Origin of the sequence: Bradyrhizobium iriomotense, from assembly GCF_018130765.1 — a bacterium.
GTDB lineage: Bacteria > Pseudomonadota > Alphaproteobacteria > Rhizobiales > Xanthobacteraceae > Bradyrhizobium > Bradyrhizobium iriomotense_A.
On record NZ_JAFCJZ010000029.1, the window covers coordinates 74,815 to 89,384 of the forward strand.

The window sequence follows — 14,570 nt, forward strand, 5'->3', positions numbered from 1 at the left end:
AGCTGAAGAAGAAAATACCGGACCACAGCCTCCCGGCCGCTCGCGGCCGGGACTTTTTTTCGCGTCAGGCGTTTCGCGGGCAGGCCCGCTAGGACAGGATCACCAGGTTGACTGCCTTGGGTCCCTTCCCCTTCTTGTCCGGTTCGACTTCGAAAGTAATACGCTGTCCTTCGGCAAGGTCTTTCAGTCCCGCACGCTCTACAGCCGTAATATGAACGAAGACATCGCGACCGCCGTCATCAGGCTTGATGAAGCCGTAGCCGCGTTCGCCGTTGAAGAACTTAACTGTTCCCGTCATGGCCATCGGGAAACTCCCCCTCATTGCTCCTCCGTCGCGACGCAGACGCACGTCACGACATGACCGGGCGTTACGAAGCCCGTGAGAGCTGGCCATCCTTGGTCGGACCTCATTGGCCCGGCGGGATCTTTCTTAGGCCTTCACTCCGCCGCAACCATTCGCGGAAGCGGAACGTAAAGCCAGTCACGGAAACAGCATAATACGGTTCTTTGCAGATTGACTACCGCTACTGCATATTTTTCCCAAGAATGCCGGAGTGTTACGGCTTCGGCACCTCTAATCGGAATCTGGCAGCTCCGCCCTGGCCGAGCGGCATTTCCAGCTCGGGCAGGATGGTCTTGAGCTCGCTGTGCAGCGTGTAGGGCGGGTTGACGATCAAGAGCCCGGTGGAGGTGAGGGGCCCGCCATCGGCTTGCGGCGCAGCGCTGAATTCGAGACGCAGGCATTTGCCCGGTGGTTTTGCTGCGGCTGCGAGCCGCGCCACTGATTGTGCCAGCGTGTCGGTGGCGCGGCGGTTCTTGGCAGGATACCAGATTACATAGATACCGGTCGGCCACTTCGCGAAGGCTGCGGAGAAGGCTTCGCCCAGCCGTTCGAACTCGTCCTTTGCCTCGAACGGCGGATCGATCAGCACGAGACCGCGCCGCTCTTTTGGCGGCACGAAGGCCGGCAGCGCCATCCAGCCGTCGAGATCGACCACGCGGGCCTGCTCGTCGCGGCGCAGCACGTCGATCAGCGCCTTGCGCGCCTTCGGCTCGAGCTCGCAGGCGACGAGGCGATCCTGCGGCCGCAGCAGGCCGCGCGCGATCAGCGGCGAGCCCGGATAGGCCTTGAGCTCGCCCTTCGGATTGAAGGCGCGGACGATGTCGAGATAGGGCTTGGTCAGTGCGATGGTCTCGTTCGACAGGCGCGCCTGCATCAGCCGCGCGATGCCGGTCAGCCATTCGCCGCCGCGGCGCGCCTCGTCGCTCTCGAGATCGTAGAGGCCGGCGCCGGCATGGGTGTCGATGACGCGGAACGCCCCCGGCTTGTCCTGCAGATAGGTGATGATGCGCGCCAGCACGATGTGCTTGATGACATCGGCGAAGTTGCCGGCGTGGAAGGCGTGGCGGTAGTTCATGACGGAGAGTTACGACATCGGCGCCATGAAAGTAACTCCCGTCATTCCGGGGCGGTGCGTCAGCACCGAGCTATGGTGCGCAATTGCGCACCTGAAAATCTCGAGATTCCGGGTCTTGGTGCTAACGCACCATCCCGGAATGACGCTGAAAGTGTTGCGCCTCTACCCACCCCTGATCGGCGGCATCGTCACCTGGTCGCGGCGGCAGGCGCGACGGTCGATCTCCTCGCAGGCGCGGAATTGCAGGTCCTTGCTGAGGCAGATGCGGACCTCGGACAATCGCGTCCGGTTGCAGGTGACCGAGACGGCGGCGCTGCTGAGGCCCGGATTGGCCTTGATGAAGGCCTCCTCGACGTCACCGGGCGCCACGGTCTTGGCCTGCGACAGATCGAGATATTCGGCCGGAATCTTGATCGCGGCGCGCGCTTTGCGGATCGTCTCGAAATAGCTGCGATCGGCGAGGCCCGAGCAGGTGCCGTGCTTGTCCCACTCGTTGAAGATCAGGCCCGGCGCCGGCATCAGGTCGAGCATCGAGGAGACGATGCTGCGGTTCAGCCGCGGCGCCGGCCGCTGGCAATATTCCGGAAAGCCGTTCTCATATTGCGGCCACAGCCCATGCACCACGAAGGCGTAGGGCCGGCCGCTGCACTGCATCTGGGAGCGGCCGCCACGCTCGGCCGCTTCCTCGCAGAACGAGGGCGACCACGACAGCGACAGCACATAGAAATCGAATTCGCCCGGCGTGTTCTGCCGCCTGTCCTGCGCCTTCGCGCCGACGGCGAGCGACGCCAGGCTGGCGGCAAGGGTGAGTGAGATCACAAGACGGGAGAACGAACGCAATCTGGAATGAAACATGGCGACGCCCCTCAACTAGACTGTGCAAGCGAGCCTAGCAGGCGATGAGAACATTTCAAGAACAAATTTCGGGCGCTGATCGTTCGGCCGCTTGATCGGGCCGAATCAGTGCGTTCGAATTACTGCCTCGCGGCGCGGCAGGCCGGGTTGTAGGCCCAGTTGCGATCGAGCCCGACCACGCACCATTCGACGCCATTGCCGTAACCGGCAAAGCCGCCATCCTCGATGATCGAGAAATGCACCCTGCGCACCTTGCCGTCAGTGAGCATGGCCTCGCCGGTGCAATAGCGGCGCGGGATGTTGTCGGACTGCCAGGGCCGGAACGCGACCTCGCGAACGCCCGAGAAGCCCGTGATCTTCAACGAGGAATTCCAGAACGAGCTTTCCTTCTCCCAGAACTGGGTGGCGATCGTCGGCAGCGCCCTGTCGCAATCGGCGACGGCGCCGTCATAGCGCGGCCCGCTCAGCCAGAAGTTGAGCTCCAGCGGATTGGCGGCCCGGGCCTCGCCGAGCGACAGCGCCCCGAACATGAGGCCGAGCACGGCGGCGAAGCGGAGCGATTTCAGGGAGGGGGCGCGCATGGGCAATCCGGACAGCTGGGTCTTCGAAGCTGGGACGGTGCCGCGAAGGCCGGAAGAGGTCAAGTGCAGCGCGGCAACACTTCGTCAGGAGTTGACCAGAACGTCGCGGCCGGCAGGCCTCGGTTCTTTTCACTTTGGCCCCGGCACCGTAAACTGGCCCCAATCAATTGGAGTGACGGGAATGCGAATCATTGCGGCCGCGGGCCTTCTTGCCCTGGGTATGATGGCGAGCCAGTCGGCGCGCGCCGATATCCTTCCAGTGCCTCCGTTCAAGGGCAACGACACCGGCGGTATCATTGCCTATTCGATGGCGAACCAGGTCGATGCGCGGCAGGTCGCGGTCGATCATTGCGCGCGCTACGGCAAGGTCGTCAAATTCCTGGGCGTGCAGGCCTATGAGGGGGGATACATCTCGTTCTCCTGCCGCTGGGTGCCCTATGGCGCCGCCGACCAGCCGATCCGCACGCTGTACTGAGGCGTTCTCGTAACGCGGCACTCTCTCAGCCGGGAGCTTCCCACATGACGCGCAAACTCGCTTTGCTCGGCTCGGCCCTTTGCCTTGTGTTGTCGGCAGGCAGCGCCTCTGCCGACGATCTGCCCGTGCGCAAGGCCGGTCTCTGGGAAATGAAGCTGGTCACGAGCGGCTCGCCCGTGCCCGAGATGACCATGCAGCACTGCACCGACGAGACCGTCGACAAGGAGATGAGCAACAACATCTCCCCGATGGCCAAGCAGGTCTGCGCCAAGCAGGACATCAAGAAGACTGCGAGTGGCTATGTCAGCGATTCCGAGTGCAGCGTCGCCGGCGTCAGCACGACCTCGCATGCCGAGATCACAGGCGACTTCAACTCGGCCTATACGGTGAAGTCCTCCTCGCATGCGCAAGGCGGCGTCGCCGGCGCTGCGGGGCGCGATACCACCATGACGCTGCAAGCGAAGTGGTTAGGGGCCTGCAAGCCGGACCAGAAGCCCGGCGATATCGTCATGCCCGGCGGCTTCAAGATGAATGTGCGCGACATGGACAAGCTGAAGGCGCTGTTGCCGAAGTAGGTGAGATCGTAGCCGGGACGATCTTTCCCTCTCCCCTTGTGGGAGGGGGTGGCTCGCCGCGTAGCGGCGAGACGGGTGAGGGGTATCTCTCCGCGCGTGACTCTTTCAATTCTAAATTCGTAGAGGCAACCCCTCATCCGGCGCTTCGCGCCACGTTCTCCCACAAGGGGAGAAGGAAGAGCGCAGCTACACCGGTATCCTCACGCTCGCCCGCAATCCGCCCATCGGGCTGTCACCCAGCGTGATATCGCCGCCATGGGAGCGGGCGATGTCGCGGGCGATGGCAAGGCCAAGGCCGGTGCCGCCTTCGTCCTGGTTGCGGGCGTTGTCCAGCCGCAGGAACGGCTTGAACACCTCTTCGCGCAAATGCGCGGGAATGCCGGGGCCGTCGTCGTCGACCGTGACGGTCAAATAACGGTGATCGCGCTGGCCGGTGATGGCGATGCTCTTGCCGTAGCGCGCCGCGTTGGTGACGAGGTTGGCGAGGCAGCGTTTGAACGAGGCCGGCTTCACCGTCACCACGGGCAGGCCGTTGAACGCCACGGTCGCGGTGTGGCCGTGGCGCTCGGCGTCGCTGCGCAGCTCCTCGAGCGCCTGCGCCATGTCGGTCGGCTGCGACTGCTCGCCGGAATCGCCGCGAGCAAACGCGAGGTAGTCCTCCAGCATCATCGACATCTCGTCGACGTCCTTGCGCATGCCCTCGAGCTCCGGGCTGTCGCCGATCAGCGCCAGCTCGAGCTTGAAACGGGTCAGGATGGTGCGCAGATCGTGGCTGACGCCGGCGAGCATCGCGGTGCGCTGCTCCATCGTACGCTCGATGCGTGATTTCATCTCGAGGAAGGCGACCGCCGCGCGCCGCACCTCTCGCGCGCCGCGCGGCCTAAAGTTCGGCGCCTCGCGGCCCTTGCCGAAACTTTCCGCGGCATCGGCAAGGCGCAGAATCGGCTTGATCTGGTTGCGCAGGAACAGCACCGCGACGATCAGGAGGATCGAGGACGTGCCGACCATCCAGAACAGGAAGATTTCCGAGTTCGAGGCATAGGCGGCGCTGCGCTGCGCGAACACGCGCATCACGGCATCGTCGAGCTGGATGCGGATTTCGACGAGGTTGGAGCGGCCGACCGTGTCGATCCAGAACGAGCGGCCGATCTGGCGGCCGAGCTGCACCGACAGCGTCTGATCGAGCAGCGAGAAGAACGGCTTCGGTCCCGGCGGCGGCATGTCGCCGGCGGGGAGGAAGTCGACGACGAGGCCGAGGCGTTGCTGCGCGATGCGGCGGATCTGGTCGCGGTCCTTGTCTTGCGGATAGCCCTTGTAGACGTCGATCAGCGCGGCGATGTCCTGCACGACAGCCGCTGACAGGCGGCGCGTCACCGTGTTCCAGTGCCGCTCCATGAACACGAAGGCGACGACCGATTGGAGGATCACCATCGGCACGATCATGATGAGGAGCGCGCGGGCATAGAGGCCGGTCGGCATCCAGCCCTTGAACGCATTGCCCATCCAGCCATTGGCGGCGGAGACGCGGCCGGCGGCGCTCTTCAGAAGCGTCAGGCCGGTATCGATCGTGCTCATCTAGCGCGCTTCACTGATCTATGGCGAGGCCACCAGGCGATAGCCGATGCCGCGCACCGCCTGCAGGAACAGTGGATTGGCGGGATCGGTCTCGATCTTGCGCCGGAGGCGGTTAATCTGCACGTCCACGGCGCGCTCGTTGACGCTGCCATTGCCGGTCAACGCGCTGCGCGGCACGGTCTCGCCCGGCGTCTCCGAGAGAATGCGCAGCATCTCGCGCTCGCGGTCGGTGAGGTGGATGACCTCCTCGCCCTGACGCAGCTCGCCGCGATCGAGATGGTAGACGTAGGGACCGAACGCGATCTTCTCGACCGTCGTGGCCTGCGGCGGCGGCGCGGCGCGCTTGAGGATGTTGTTGATGCGCAGCGCAAGCTCACGCGGCTCGAACGGCTTTGCGACGTAATCGTCGGCGCCGATCTGGAGGCCCTCGATGCGGGCTTCGGCCTCATGGCGCGCCGTCAGCATCACGATCGGCACCGAGGAGGAGGTGCGGATGAAGCGGGCGAGGTCGAAGCCGGTCTCGCCGGGCATCATGACGTCGAGGATCAGGAGGTCGAAATGCAGGCCCAGCAGTTTCGAGCGCGCATCGCCCGCGCTTGCCGCGGTGGTGACGCGATAGCCCTCACTGGCGAGAAAGCGCGAGAGCAGGTCGCGGATTCGGCGGTCGTCATCGACCAGCAGCAGATGCGGGGCATCGTCGGCCGGTTGCACCGGCGAACGGGCGAGCGTGGCTGCGAGCGGCACGGTCACTCCTTCGATTCTTGATTGACGGAGGCGAAGATCGTCTCCAGCACCTTGTCCGGATCGTCGCGGTCGATCATCGCGCGCAGGAAGCGCTTGACGGTCTCGGCATCCTGCGGCGCCATCTCGGCGAGCGCCTTGGTGATCCGTGTGGTCTGCAGCCCGGCCAGCTTCTGTACCAGCGCTTCGCCCTTCGGCGTCGCGTAGAGCAGGCGTTGACGGCGGTCATTGTCGCCGGTCTTCTGCACGATGTAGCCCTCGTCCAGGAGCTGCTTGAGCACCCGGCCGAGCGACTGTTTTGTGATGCGCAGGACGTCGAGCAGGTCGGCGACCTTCAGCCCGGGATAGCGGTAGACGAAGTGCATGACCCGGTGATGGGCCCGGCCGAAGCCGAACGCCTCCAGCTCCTGGTCGGGATCGCCGACGAAATCGCGATAGGCGAAGAACAGCAGCTCGATGATATCCCAGCGCAAATTGCTTCCTTCGGACGCGGCTGGCCTAGGCTCGGCGGCGTCATGAGAGGGAGTCGCGAAATTTATGTCAGGCATATTGACGTATCTTGGGTTCAATGTTACAAAACGATCGACCCGCACGAAATTTTAGATCGTTCCGCGTCGGGTAGCCATCGTAGCAGGGCGGCCAGAGAGAGCCGGACAGGCGGCGACGGCCGAAGCAGATCTACCGTGCGATTGTCGAGCGGCATTTCGGCAAAACATACTGGACTTCCGCCTTCCGCAAAAGCATGTCCTCGGCGACATGCTGGCCACGGAAACCGGCCGTAACATGGCTGGCGGCGGTCCGGCCAGAAACCCAATCAAGCCAGCCGGCCCGAAACGGGCAGGCGGGCGCCAGAAACAGCGCCGCCACCGGCAGCGGGAGGCAAGGACATGAGCATGAAATTCGACATCCAGCCCGCATCCAATCCGACGCCCGAAAAGGACCGTGTTGCCAAGCTGGTGGACCCCGGTTTCGGGCGGGTCTTCACCGACCATATGGCGGTCGTCCGCTACAACCAGGCCAAGGGCGGCTGGTACGAGGCCCGCGTCGAGGCGCGCGCCAACTTCCAGCTCGATCCGGCCGGCGCGGTCCTGCACTACGCCCAGGAGATTTTTGAAGGCCTCAAGGCCTACAAGCGCGACGACGGCGGGGTGAACCTGTTCCGTCCCGACGCCAATGCGCGGCGCTTCAGGGACTCCGCCGACCGCATGGCGATGGCGCAATTGCCCGAAGACGTCTTCATCGAGGCGGTCGAGCAGGTCGTGCGCATCGACCGTGCCTGGATGCCGGGCGGCGAAGGCAGCCTTTACCTGCGCCCCTTCATGATCGCGAGCGAGACCTTCCTCGGCGTCAAGCCGTCGTCCGAATACATCTTTGCGGTGATCGCTTCGCCGGTCGGCTCGTACTTCAAGGGCGGGCCTGCGCCGGTGTCGATCTGGGTCTCCGAGAATTATACGCGCGCTGCGATCGGCGGCACCGGCGCCGTCAAGTGCGGCGGCAATTATGCCGCGAGCCTGCGCGCGCAGGCCGAAGCGATCCAGCACGGCTGCGATCAGGTCGTGTTCCTCGATGCGGTCGAGCGCCGCTATATCGAGGAGCTCGGCGGCATGAACATCTTCTTCGTGTTCGACGACGGCTCGCTCTCGACGCCGCCGCTCGGCACGATCCTGCCCGGCATCACCCGCGACTCCATCATCGCGCTCGCCCGCGACGCGGGCAAGACGGTGCGCGAGGAGCCGTATTCGCTCGATCAGTGGCGCAAGGATGCGGCCTCAGGCCGGCTGAAGGAAGCGTTTGCCTGCGGCACCGCCGCCGTGATCTCGCCGATCGGCAAGGTGCGTTCGGTGAGCGGCGATTTCGAGATCTCGGGCGGTGCCGCCGGCCCCGTCGCCATGGGCCTGCGCAAGCAGCTCGTCGATATCCAGTACGGCCGCACCAACGATCCGCACAACTGGATCCGCAAGGTGTTTTGATACGAAGTACTCGCTGCGCTCTTCCTTCTCCCCTTGTGGGAGAAGGTGGCATAGGCGGCCTTCGGTCGCCGTTCTCAGGAACGCCGAAGCGAAGCTTCGGCTATGGCGCCGGATGAGGGGGCTCTCGCCACGCAGTCAAATCGACGCCCGCGGATAGAACCCCTCACCCGTCTCGCCGCTTCGCGGCGAGCCACCCTCTCCCACAAGGGGACAGGGGAAAAGCGCAATGCTTGTGGACTTGTGCGCTATGAACTCCGCGCAACAACAACGCGACAAAGCCAGGACACAACAAGCATCCTGGACATCGCGAACATGGCATCCAAACTCTCCCAGCCCATGAAATGGGTGGTTCTCGCCGCCATCACCGGCGTCTGCGTTTTCGGCATCCTGACCATCGGCCCCACGCATGAGGTGGTCGCGCAGGACCGCTCGCCGATCGTCGACGTGCGCACCACCGACCCCGAGATGAACGCCGCGATCGCCCGCGCCCGAGGCACGCTGCCGACCTTCTGGGCCTCCTATGACGCGCCAAAACCGTCGGAGACCGGGCACGCCCTGAAGGTCCGCTTCTCGACCCGCAAGGGCGGCGAGCACATCTGGATCGGCGAGGTGAAGAAGCAGCCCGACGGCAGCTATTCCGGCCTGTTCGCCAACGAGCCGCGCGATCTGCCGGGGAAACGGGCCGGCGACCAGGTGAAGTTCACCGAAGCCGACATCTCGGACTGGATGTTCATGCGCAACGGCAAGATTGTCGGCGGCGAGACCATCAAGCCGACGCTGAAGTCGCTGCCCAAGGCGGATGCGGACGCCCTCCGGGCCCGGATGGAGCGGCCGTAGGCTCTTCTTCCCTTCTCCCCTTGTGGGAGAAGGTGGCGCGAAGCGCCGGATGAGGGGTTGGCTCCTCAATTTCAATCGCGCGAGGCGGATTCGGGGATAGAACCCCTCACCCGTCTCGCCGCTTCGCGGCGAGCCACCCTCTCCCACAAGGGGAGAGGGGAAAAGGCCCCGGTTGCCGCCTCGCGCCCCGGCTGGTAAACGCCGCGCATGGCCGAGAAACCCAAAAAACCCCAGAAACTGAAGGCGCGCCTGCCGCGCGGGCTCGAGGATCGCGATCCCGCCGCGATCCGGGCGACGCGCGAGATGGTCGAGAAGATCCGTGCCGTCTACGAGCTCTACGGTTTCGAGCCGGTGGAGACGCCGGCGATGGAATACACCGACGCGCTCGGCAAATTCCTGCCCGACCAGGACCGTCCGAACGAGGGCGTGTTCTCGTTCCAGGACGACGACGAGCAGTGGATCTCGCTGCGCTACGATCTGACCGCGCCGCTCGCCCGTTACGTCGGCGAGCGTTACGGGACCGATGGTCTGGTCTTGCCTTACCGCAGCTATCGTGTCGGCTACGTGTTCCGTAACGAAAAACCCGGCCCCGGCCGCTTCCGCCAGTTCATGCAGTTCGATGCCGACACGGTCGGCTCGGCGACGCCGGCGGCGGATGCCGAGATCTGCATGATGGCGGCGGACACGATGGAGGCGCTCGGCATTGCGCGCGGCTCCTATGTCGTGAAGGTCAACAACCGAAAAGTGCTCGACGGTGTTCTGGAAGCCATCGGGCTCGCCGGTGCCGAGAACGCAGGCCGTAGACTGACCGTGCTGCGCGCGATCGACAAGCTCGACAAGTTCTCCGCCGACGAAGTGCGCAAATTGCTCGGCCCCGGACGATGGGATGGCGGCGAGGAAGGCAAGGGCGACTTCACCAAGGGCGCCAATTTGAGCGCAGCTGAAGCCGACGTTGTTCTCGCCATCACCAAGCCGCGCGACGATTGGAAAGAGGCGGTTGCCGCCGCTGAAACGTACCTCGCCAAGAGCGAAGTCGGTCAGGCCGGCGTGAGCGAGCTGGAAGAAATTGCAAAACTGGTCACGGCCTCGGGGTACGGCGCGGACCGCATCAAGATCGATCCGTCCGTCGTGCGCGGCCTCGAATATTACACCGGCCCGGTCTACGAGGTCGAACTGCTGCTCGACACCAAGGACGAGAAGGGCCGCCCGGTGCGGTTCGGCTCGGTCGGTGGTGGCGGACGTTACGATGGCCTCGTCTCGCGCTTCCGCGGCGAGCCGGTGCCGGCGACCGGCTTCTCGATCGGCGTCTCGCGGCTCCAGGCGGCACTGACGCTGCTCGGCAAGCTCGACACGCGGCCCGAGTTCGGGCCCGTCGTCGTCACCGTGTTCGACCGCGACCGCGTCGCCGACTACCAGAAGATGGTGGCAAGCTTGCGAGGTGCCGGCATCCGTGCCGAGCTCTATCTCGGCAATCCCAAGAACATGGGCAACCAGCTCAAATACGCCGATCGCCGCAACTCACCCTGCGTCATCATCCAGGGCTCGGATGAAAAGGCGCGCGGCGAGGTGCAGATCAAGGATCTGGTCGAGGGCGCGAAGGCAGCCGCCGCGATCGCTTCCAACCAGGAATGGCGCGAGACGCGGCCGGCGCAGTTCTCGTGCAGCGAAGCCGACCTCGTCGCAAAAGTGCGTGAAGTCCTCGTGCGCCATGACGTGAGCTGGGGCTAGCCATTCGCTCCATTCGTCATGCGCGGGCTTGACCCGCGCATCCATCTTTCAAATGATGAATGGCCGGAACAAGCCCGGCCATGACGACCAGCAGCAGGGAGACAACGATGCCTGAGATCACCATCAGCATGGCCGAGGGCCGCACCGACGAGCAGAAGGCCGGCATGATGCGCGACATCACGCAGGCGCTGGTGAAGAACCTCGGCGTCGACGCCGATGCCGTCGTCATCCAGATCAACGAAGCCCCGCTGCGTCACAAGATGAAGGGCGGCAAGACCTTTGTGGAGCGCGCCGCGGCGGCGAAGAAGTAGGCGGCGCTGGTTCGTCAACCGCCGCCGTCGTCCCGGACAAGCGTCAGCGCAGATCCGGGACCCATAACCACAGGGAGTGGTTATCCGGTGCAGCGGTCACTCCGAGTCCCCGTAACCACGACGTCCTGTGGCTATGGGTCCCGGATCGGCGCGCGCTTAAGGCGCGCTTGTCCGGGACGACACCGTGTGTGAGGCCCCCATGGACGCACGCGAGTTCATCAAGATCGGCATGAGCGCCGAGCGCACGCTGGTGGTGCCGGTGGAGCGCACGGTCGGGCATTTCGTGCCCGGCATGCCTTTTGTCTATGCGACACCGATGATGATCCTGGAGATGGAGATGACCGCGGGCGATGCGATCCGCGCCGCGCTTCAGTCGGGCTGGGTCACCGTCGGCACCGAGGTCGACATTCGTCATCTTGCGGCCGCTCTCGTCGGCGCGACAGTGCGGACCACCGCAAAAGTGGTCGCGGTCGAACGCCGCGTCATTCGCTTCGAGGTCGAGGCGTTCGAGGGCACGCGCAGGCTCGGCGAAGGCCGCCACGCGCGCGGGCTCGTCAATGTCGAGATGTTCAACAAGCGGCTAGCCGCAGGCTCGAAATCGTAGGGTGGGCAAAGGCGCGAAGCGCCGTGCTTTGCCCACCCCACGGCACCGTCTTACTTCGCCAATTCCTTTGACCGCTTCGTCGCCGCCGCGATCGCGCGGATCATCAGCTCGCGCAGGCCCGGCTCGCCCATCAGCACGCCGAGCGCAGCGGCCGTGGTGCCGCCCGGCGAGGTGACGTTCTGGCGCAGCGTGGCGGAGGGGAGCTCCGACTGGTGCAGCAGCTCGCCGGAGCCGGCGACGGTCTCGCGCGCGAGCCTGGTTGCGAGCGCCTCGGGCAATCCCGCTTCGACGCCGGCCCGCGCGAGTTCCTCGGCGAGCAGGAAGACATAGGCCGGACCCGAGCCGGAGACGGCGGTCACCGCGTCCATCAGGCCTTCGTCCTCGACCCATTCGACCGAGCCGGTGGCGCGCAGCAGCGCATCCGCCACCGCGCGCTGCGCGGCGCTGACGGTCTTGGCCGCAACGGCGACGGTGATGCCGCGGCCGATCGCGGCGGGTGTGTTCGGCATCGCGCGCACCACGGCGCCGCCGCAGACCTCCTCGAGCGAGGCGATCGTGGTTCCCGCCATGATCGACACCACGGACGTCTTCTCCGAGACGAACGGTTTCAGCTTCGCGCCGGCATCGCGGAACATCTGCGGCTTCACCGCGACGACCAGCGTCTCGACCGTGCCCGCCGCCGTCACATCGGGATTGAGCGCAACGCCCTTGGCGGCCAGCGCGGTGATCTCCGGCGAGATGAACGGGTCGACCACCGCGACACGGCGCGGGTCGAGCCCGCCCGCGAGCCATCCGGTCAGCATCGCGCCGCCCATCTTGCCGGCGCCGGCAAGCAGGATGGTGCCGGTGATGTTTTGGAGGGTGCTGTTTGCCATTGCTGTTGCCACAAAATCCGCCATCGTCCTGGCGAAAACCAGGACCCATAACCCCGGCTGGTTCTAGTGGATGGAGGGCAGAGCAACAAGCGCCGTGCCGCACACGGGCACCTCGCGGTATGGGTCCTGGATCAGCGCTCGCTCCGCTCGCTTGTTCAGGACGACGATGAAGAGAGCGCCGTGGCTCGCTCACCGCCTCGGGAGAGCAGGCCCTACGCCTCTCCCACCGTATCGAACATCGCCGCGTCCATCGCCTCGGTTGTGGTCTTGCCCGCCCACACCACGAACTGGAACGCCGGGAAGTAGCGCTCGCAGGCGTGGATGGCGCCGGCGAGCATGGCCTCGCATTGCGCGGGCGAGGCGGTGAGGCCGCCCGGCAGCACCAGGGCCTGGCGGTGCATGACCATGCCGGTGTTGGTCCACAGATCGAAATGACCGACCCACAATTGCTCGTTGACGGCGGCGACGAGCCGCTGCACTTCGCTCCGCCGCGCGAGCGGAATCTTTATGTCGAACGCGCAGGCCAGATGCAGCGCCTCGATCTCGCCCATCCAGGTGAAGGAGAGCTGGTAGTCGGTCCACTGTCCCTTCGAGACGATCGTGAGTTCGTCTTCGCCGGAGCGTTCGAACGGCCAGTTGTTGTTGGCAGCGATATCCTCGACCACCGCGAGAGGATGGCTTTTGGAATCGATGTTGCCTTCGAGCAGGGACATGCCGTCTCGACCTCTTGCCTTCTTGTTGTCGTTGATACGCACGCGGTCGGCCCGGCACGCTCCCTCATGTCGCTGTCGCGTTCCCTCGGATCAGCGCGGGCCTGTCGCGGATCAAGTGATGTGATTTGCGGAATCTGCGCAACGGGGTCCCGAGTCCGTCCACAAGCCAGGACTCGTTCGTCCACAGCTCATCTCCGCCACAATTCGTAACGCAGGAAGCCGCAATCCGGATGGAGGAGAACAAACCGGAATCGGATTCGAGCGGGCCGGCCAATCGTTAATTCCGCCGGGTGAGGGCTGGATGGCCATAGCGGCATGGGACCATGCGCTTTCCCCATGCGGAACGCGCTTGCTGCGGCCGCCGGCCGGCGTCATATTTCCGGTCAGGCCGTTCATTCCGGACGGCCGATGTTCTCAGGGCGGGGTGAAAGTCCCCACCGGCGGTAAGGGCCGAAAGGCCTAAGCCCGCGAGCGCCTCCCCCAAGGACTTTCCTGAAAAGGTTTTGTCCGAAGGGAAGGGTCAGCAGATTCGGTGCAACTCCGAAGCCGACGGTTAAAGTCCGGATGAAAGAGAACGGTCGGTGGCAGACGCATCGCGAGATGCGGCTGTTTGTCGTTCCGTGTGCCCTGATTCTGGTCCTTGAACCGAGGAAAGCCATGAATCAGATGTTGCAAGATCCCCAAGCCGAAACGTCCCAACCCACTCAAACGCCGCCGCCGGTTCCGCAAGACCCGGTACCCGCGCATCCGCGCTTCGCCAAGCCGCAGCGGGTGGCCTTCGTGCAGGCCCGCTGGCACCGCGACGTGGTCGAGGAAGCCCGCATCGCCTTCATGAAGGAAGCCGAGGCGCGTCACCTCACCCATGTCGACGTGTTCGAGGTGCCGGGCTCGTTCGAGATCCCGCTCCATGCGCAGGTGCTCGCCAAGACCCGGCGCTACACCGCGATCGTTGCCGCCGGCCTCGTCGTCGACGGTGGCATCTATCGCCACGAGTTCGTCGCGGACACCGTGATCAAGGCGCTGATGGACGTGCAGCTGCGCACCGAGGTGCCGGTGTTCTCCGCGGTGCTGACGCCGCAGCAGTTCCACGAGACCGAGGTGCACTACGATTTCTTCCGCAGGCACTTTGCCATCAAGGGCGTCGAAGTCGCGGCAGCCTGTGCGGAGACGTTGCACGGTCTGGAGCGCCTGCGCGGCCAGGTCGCGGCGGGGATCGTGGGGTAGGCAGACTGCCGTAGGGTGGGCAAAGCGCAAGCGTGCCCACCTCCTCTCGCGAAACAAAAAAGGTGGGCACGGCGCGTCGCGCCTTTGC

At 65.0% G+C, this 14,570-nt stretch carries 17 protein-coding genes and 1 riboswitch; of the genes, 8 read left to right on the plus strand and 9 right to left on the minus strand.

The window, feature by feature from the left end:
- Positions 1-88 precede the first annotated feature (88 nt).
- The 4 genes from JQ635_RS34740 to JQ635_RS34755 form a co-directional block, all read right to left on the minus strand.
- Positions 89-304, minus strand: coding sequence for a cold-shock protein (locus tag JQ635_RS34740; protein WP_008544396.1), 216 nt, complete (start codon positions 302-304; stop codon positions 89-91).
- A 253-nt stretch (positions 305-557) separates the two neighbouring features.
- On the minus strand, positions 558-1,418 hold the full coding sequence (locus tag JQ635_RS34745; protein WP_211414270.1) for a 23S rRNA (adenine(2030)-N(6))-methyltransferase RlmJ: 861 nt from the start codon (positions 1,416-1,418) through the stop codon (positions 558-560).
- 162 nt (positions 1,419-1,580) lie between these two features.
- Complete coding sequence (locus JQ635_RS34750; protein WP_211414271.1) at positions 1,581-2,273, minus strand: ribonuclease T2 family protein; 693 nt, start codon at positions 2,271-2,273, stop codon at positions 1,581-1,583.
- Positions 2,274-2,392: 119 nt separating this feature from the next.
- The gene (locus JQ635_RS34755) at positions 2,393-2,854 is read right to left on the minus strand and encodes a hypothetical protein (protein WP_211414272.1); all 462 of its coding nucleotides are present in this window, start codon (positions 2,852-2,854) and stop codon (positions 2,393-2,395) included.
- A gap of 181 nt (positions 2,855-3,035) precedes the next feature.
- Between JQ635_RS34755 and JQ635_RS34760 the strand changes: the two genes are divergently transcribed.
- Both JQ635_RS34760 and JQ635_RS34765 read left to right on the plus strand, forming a co-directional pair.
- Complete coding sequence (locus JQ635_RS34760; RefSeq protein ID WP_211414273.1) at positions 3,036-3,329, plus strand: hypothetical protein; 294 nt, start codon at positions 3,036-3,038, stop codon at positions 3,327-3,329.
- A 44-nt stretch (positions 3,330-3,373) separates the two neighbouring features.
- The gene (locus JQ635_RS34765; protein WP_211414274.1) at positions 3,374-3,904 is read left to right on the plus strand and encodes a DUF3617 domain-containing protein; all 531 of its coding nucleotides are present in this window, start codon (positions 3,374-3,376) and stop codon (positions 3,902-3,904) included.
- Positions 3,905-4,090: 186 nt separating this feature from the next.
- Here JQ635_RS34765 and JQ635_RS34770 read toward each other — a convergent pair whose 3' ends face one another.
- From JQ635_RS34770 to JQ635_RS34780, 3 genes are read right to left on the minus strand one after another with little or no spacing between them, the layout of a single operon-like run.
- Positions 4,091-5,479, minus strand: coding sequence for an ATP-binding protein (locus tag JQ635_RS34770; RefSeq protein ID WP_211414275.1), 1,389 nt, complete (start codon positions 5,477-5,479; stop codon positions 4,091-4,093).
- 18 nt (positions 5,480-5,497) lie between these two features.
- Positions 5,498-6,229 carry a response regulator gene (locus JQ635_RS34775; protein WP_211414276.1) on the minus strand — a complete coding sequence of 244 codons (732 nt, stop codon included), beginning with the start codon at positions 6,227-6,229 and terminating at the stop codon, positions 5,498-5,500.
- Positions 6,226-6,768 carry a MarR family winged helix-turn-helix transcriptional regulator gene (locus JQ635_RS34780; RefSeq protein WP_211414277.1) on the minus strand — a complete coding sequence of 181 codons (543 nt, stop codon included), beginning with the start codon at positions 6,766-6,768 and terminating at the stop codon, positions 6,226-6,228. Before JQ635_RS34780 ends, JQ635_RS34775 begins: the two co-directional genes overlap by 4 nt.
- A gap of 339 nt (positions 6,769-7,107) precedes the next feature.
- Here JQ635_RS34780 and JQ635_RS34785 point away from each other — a divergent pair, with 339 nt between their 5' ends.
- The 5 genes from JQ635_RS34785 (at position 7,108) to JQ635_RS34805 (ending at position 11,670) form a co-directional block, all read left to right on the plus strand.
- The gene (locus JQ635_RS34785) at positions 7,108-8,190 is read left to right on the plus strand and encodes a branched-chain amino acid aminotransferase (RefSeq protein ID WP_211414278.1); all 1,083 of its coding nucleotides are present in this window, start codon (positions 7,108-7,110) and stop codon (positions 8,188-8,190) included.
- 312 nt (positions 8,191-8,502) lie between these two features.
- Positions 8,503-9,027 (plus strand): YegJ family protein, encoded by a 525-nt coding sequence (locus JQ635_RS34790; RefSeq protein ID WP_211414279.1) that lies wholly within the window; start codon positions 8,503-8,505, stop codon positions 9,025-9,027.
- Positions 9,028-9,234: 207 nt separating this feature from the next.
- The gene (gene hisS, locus JQ635_RS34795) at positions 9,235-10,755 is read left to right on the plus strand and encodes a histidine--tRNA ligase (protein WP_211414280.1); all 1,521 of its coding nucleotides are present in this window, start codon (positions 9,235-9,237) and stop codon (positions 10,753-10,755) included.
- A 107-nt stretch (positions 10,756-10,862) separates the two neighbouring features.
- Complete coding sequence (locus tag JQ635_RS34800; protein ID WP_025033847.1) at positions 10,863-11,066, plus strand: tautomerase family protein; 204 nt, start codon at positions 10,863-10,865, stop codon at positions 11,064-11,066.
- A gap of 199 nt (positions 11,067-11,265) precedes the next feature.
- Positions 11,266-11,670, plus strand: a complete 405-nt coding sequence (locus tag JQ635_RS34805; protein ID WP_211414282.1) for a thioesterase family protein — start codon at positions 11,266-11,268, stop codon at positions 11,668-11,670.
- 50 nt (positions 11,671-11,720) lie between these two features.
- Here the strand turns inward: JQ635_RS34805 and proC are convergent, their stop codons facing one another.
- Both proC and JQ635_RS34815 read right to left on the minus strand, forming a co-directional pair.
- Positions 11,721-12,545 carry a pyrroline-5-carboxylate reductase gene (proC, locus tag JQ635_RS34810; RefSeq protein ID WP_211414283.1) on the minus strand — a complete coding sequence of 275 codons (825 nt, stop codon included), beginning with the start codon at positions 12,543-12,545 and terminating at the stop codon, positions 11,721-11,723.
- Positions 12,546-12,757: 212 nt separating this feature from the next.
- Entirely contained in the window at positions 12,758-13,258 is a 501-nt protein-coding gene (locus tag JQ635_RS34815) for a YbjN domain-containing protein (RefSeq protein ID WP_211414284.1), read from the minus strand.
- A gap of 406 nt (positions 13,259-13,664) precedes the next feature.
- Positions 13,665-13,838, plus strand: a riboswitch (FMN riboswitch).
- 77 nt (positions 13,839-13,915) lie between these two features.
- On the opposite strand from JQ635_RS34815, the gene JQ635_RS34820 reads away from it, so the two are divergent.
- A complete protein-coding gene (locus tag JQ635_RS34820) occupies positions 13,916-14,482 on the plus strand; it encodes a 6,7-dimethyl-8-ribityllumazine synthase (protein ID WP_211414285.1) in 567 nt (188 codons plus the stop codon).
- Positions 14,483-14,570: the final 88 nt, after the last annotated feature.

What these genes read in the sequence shown, in the direction of transcription:
- proC (WP_211414283.1), bottom strand. Translation starts at nt 12,545, where the DNA reads ATGGCAAACAGCACCCTCCAAAACATCACCGGCACCATCCTGCTTGCC.
- JQ635_RS34790 (WP_211414279.1), top strand. Translation starts at nt 8,503, where the DNA reads ATGGCATCCAAACTCTCCCAGCCCATGAAATGGGTGGTTCTCGCCGCC.
- JQ635_RS34805 (WP_211414282.1), top strand. Translation starts at nt 11,266, where the DNA reads ATGGACGCACGCGAGTTCATCAAGATCGGCATGAGCGCCGAGCGCACG.
- JQ635_RS34760 (WP_211414273.1), top strand. Translation starts at nt 3,036, where the DNA reads ATGCGAATCATTGCGGCCGCGGGCCTTCTTGCCCTGGGTATGATGGCG.
- hisS (WP_211414280.1), top strand. Translation starts at nt 9,235, where the DNA reads ATGGCCGAGAAACCCAAAAAACCCCAGAAACTGAAGGCGCGCCTGCCG.
- JQ635_RS34820 (WP_211414285.1), top strand. Translation starts at nt 13,916, where the DNA reads ATGAATCAGATGTTGCAAGATCCCCAAGCCGAAACGTCCCAACCCACT.
- JQ635_RS34745 (WP_211414270.1), bottom strand. Translation starts at nt 1,418, where the DNA reads ATGAACTACCGCCACGCCTTCCACGCCGGCAACTTCGCCGATGTCATC.
- JQ635_RS34755 (WP_211414272.1), bottom strand. Translation starts at nt 2,854, where the DNA reads ATGCGCGCCCCCTCCCTGAAATCGCTCCGCTTCGCCGCCGTGCTCGGC.
- JQ635_RS34800 (WP_025033847.1), top strand. Translation starts at nt 10,863, where the DNA reads ATGCCTGAGATCACCATCAGCATGGCCGAGGGCCGCACCGACGAGCAG.
- JQ635_RS34750 (WP_211414271.1), bottom strand. Translation starts at nt 2,273, where the DNA reads ATGTTTCATTCCAGATTGCGTTCGTTCTCCCGTCTTGTGATCTCACTC.
- JQ635_RS34785 (WP_211414278.1), top strand. Translation starts at nt 7,108, where the DNA reads ATGAGCATGAAATTCGACATCCAGCCCGCATCCAATCCGACGCCCGAA.
- JQ635_RS34780 (WP_211414277.1), bottom strand. Translation starts at nt 6,768, where the DNA reads ATGCCTGACATAAATTTCGCGACTCCCTCTCATGACGCCGCCGAGCCT.
- JQ635_RS34770 (WP_211414275.1), bottom strand. Translation starts at nt 5,479, where the DNA reads ATGAGCACGATCGATACCGGCCTGACGCTTCTGAAGAGCGCCGCCGGC.
- JQ635_RS34765 (WP_211414274.1), top strand. Translation starts at nt 3,374, where the DNA reads ATGACGCGCAAACTCGCTTTGCTCGGCTCGGCCCTTTGCCTTGTGTTG.
- JQ635_RS34740 (WP_008544396.1), bottom strand. Translation starts at nt 304, where the DNA reads ATGGCCATGACGGGAACAGTTAAGTTCTTCAACGGCGAACGCGGCTAC.
- JQ635_RS34815 (WP_211414284.1), bottom strand. Translation starts at nt 13,258, where the DNA reads ATGTCCCTGCTCGAAGGCAACATCGATTCCAAAAGCCATCCTCTCGCG.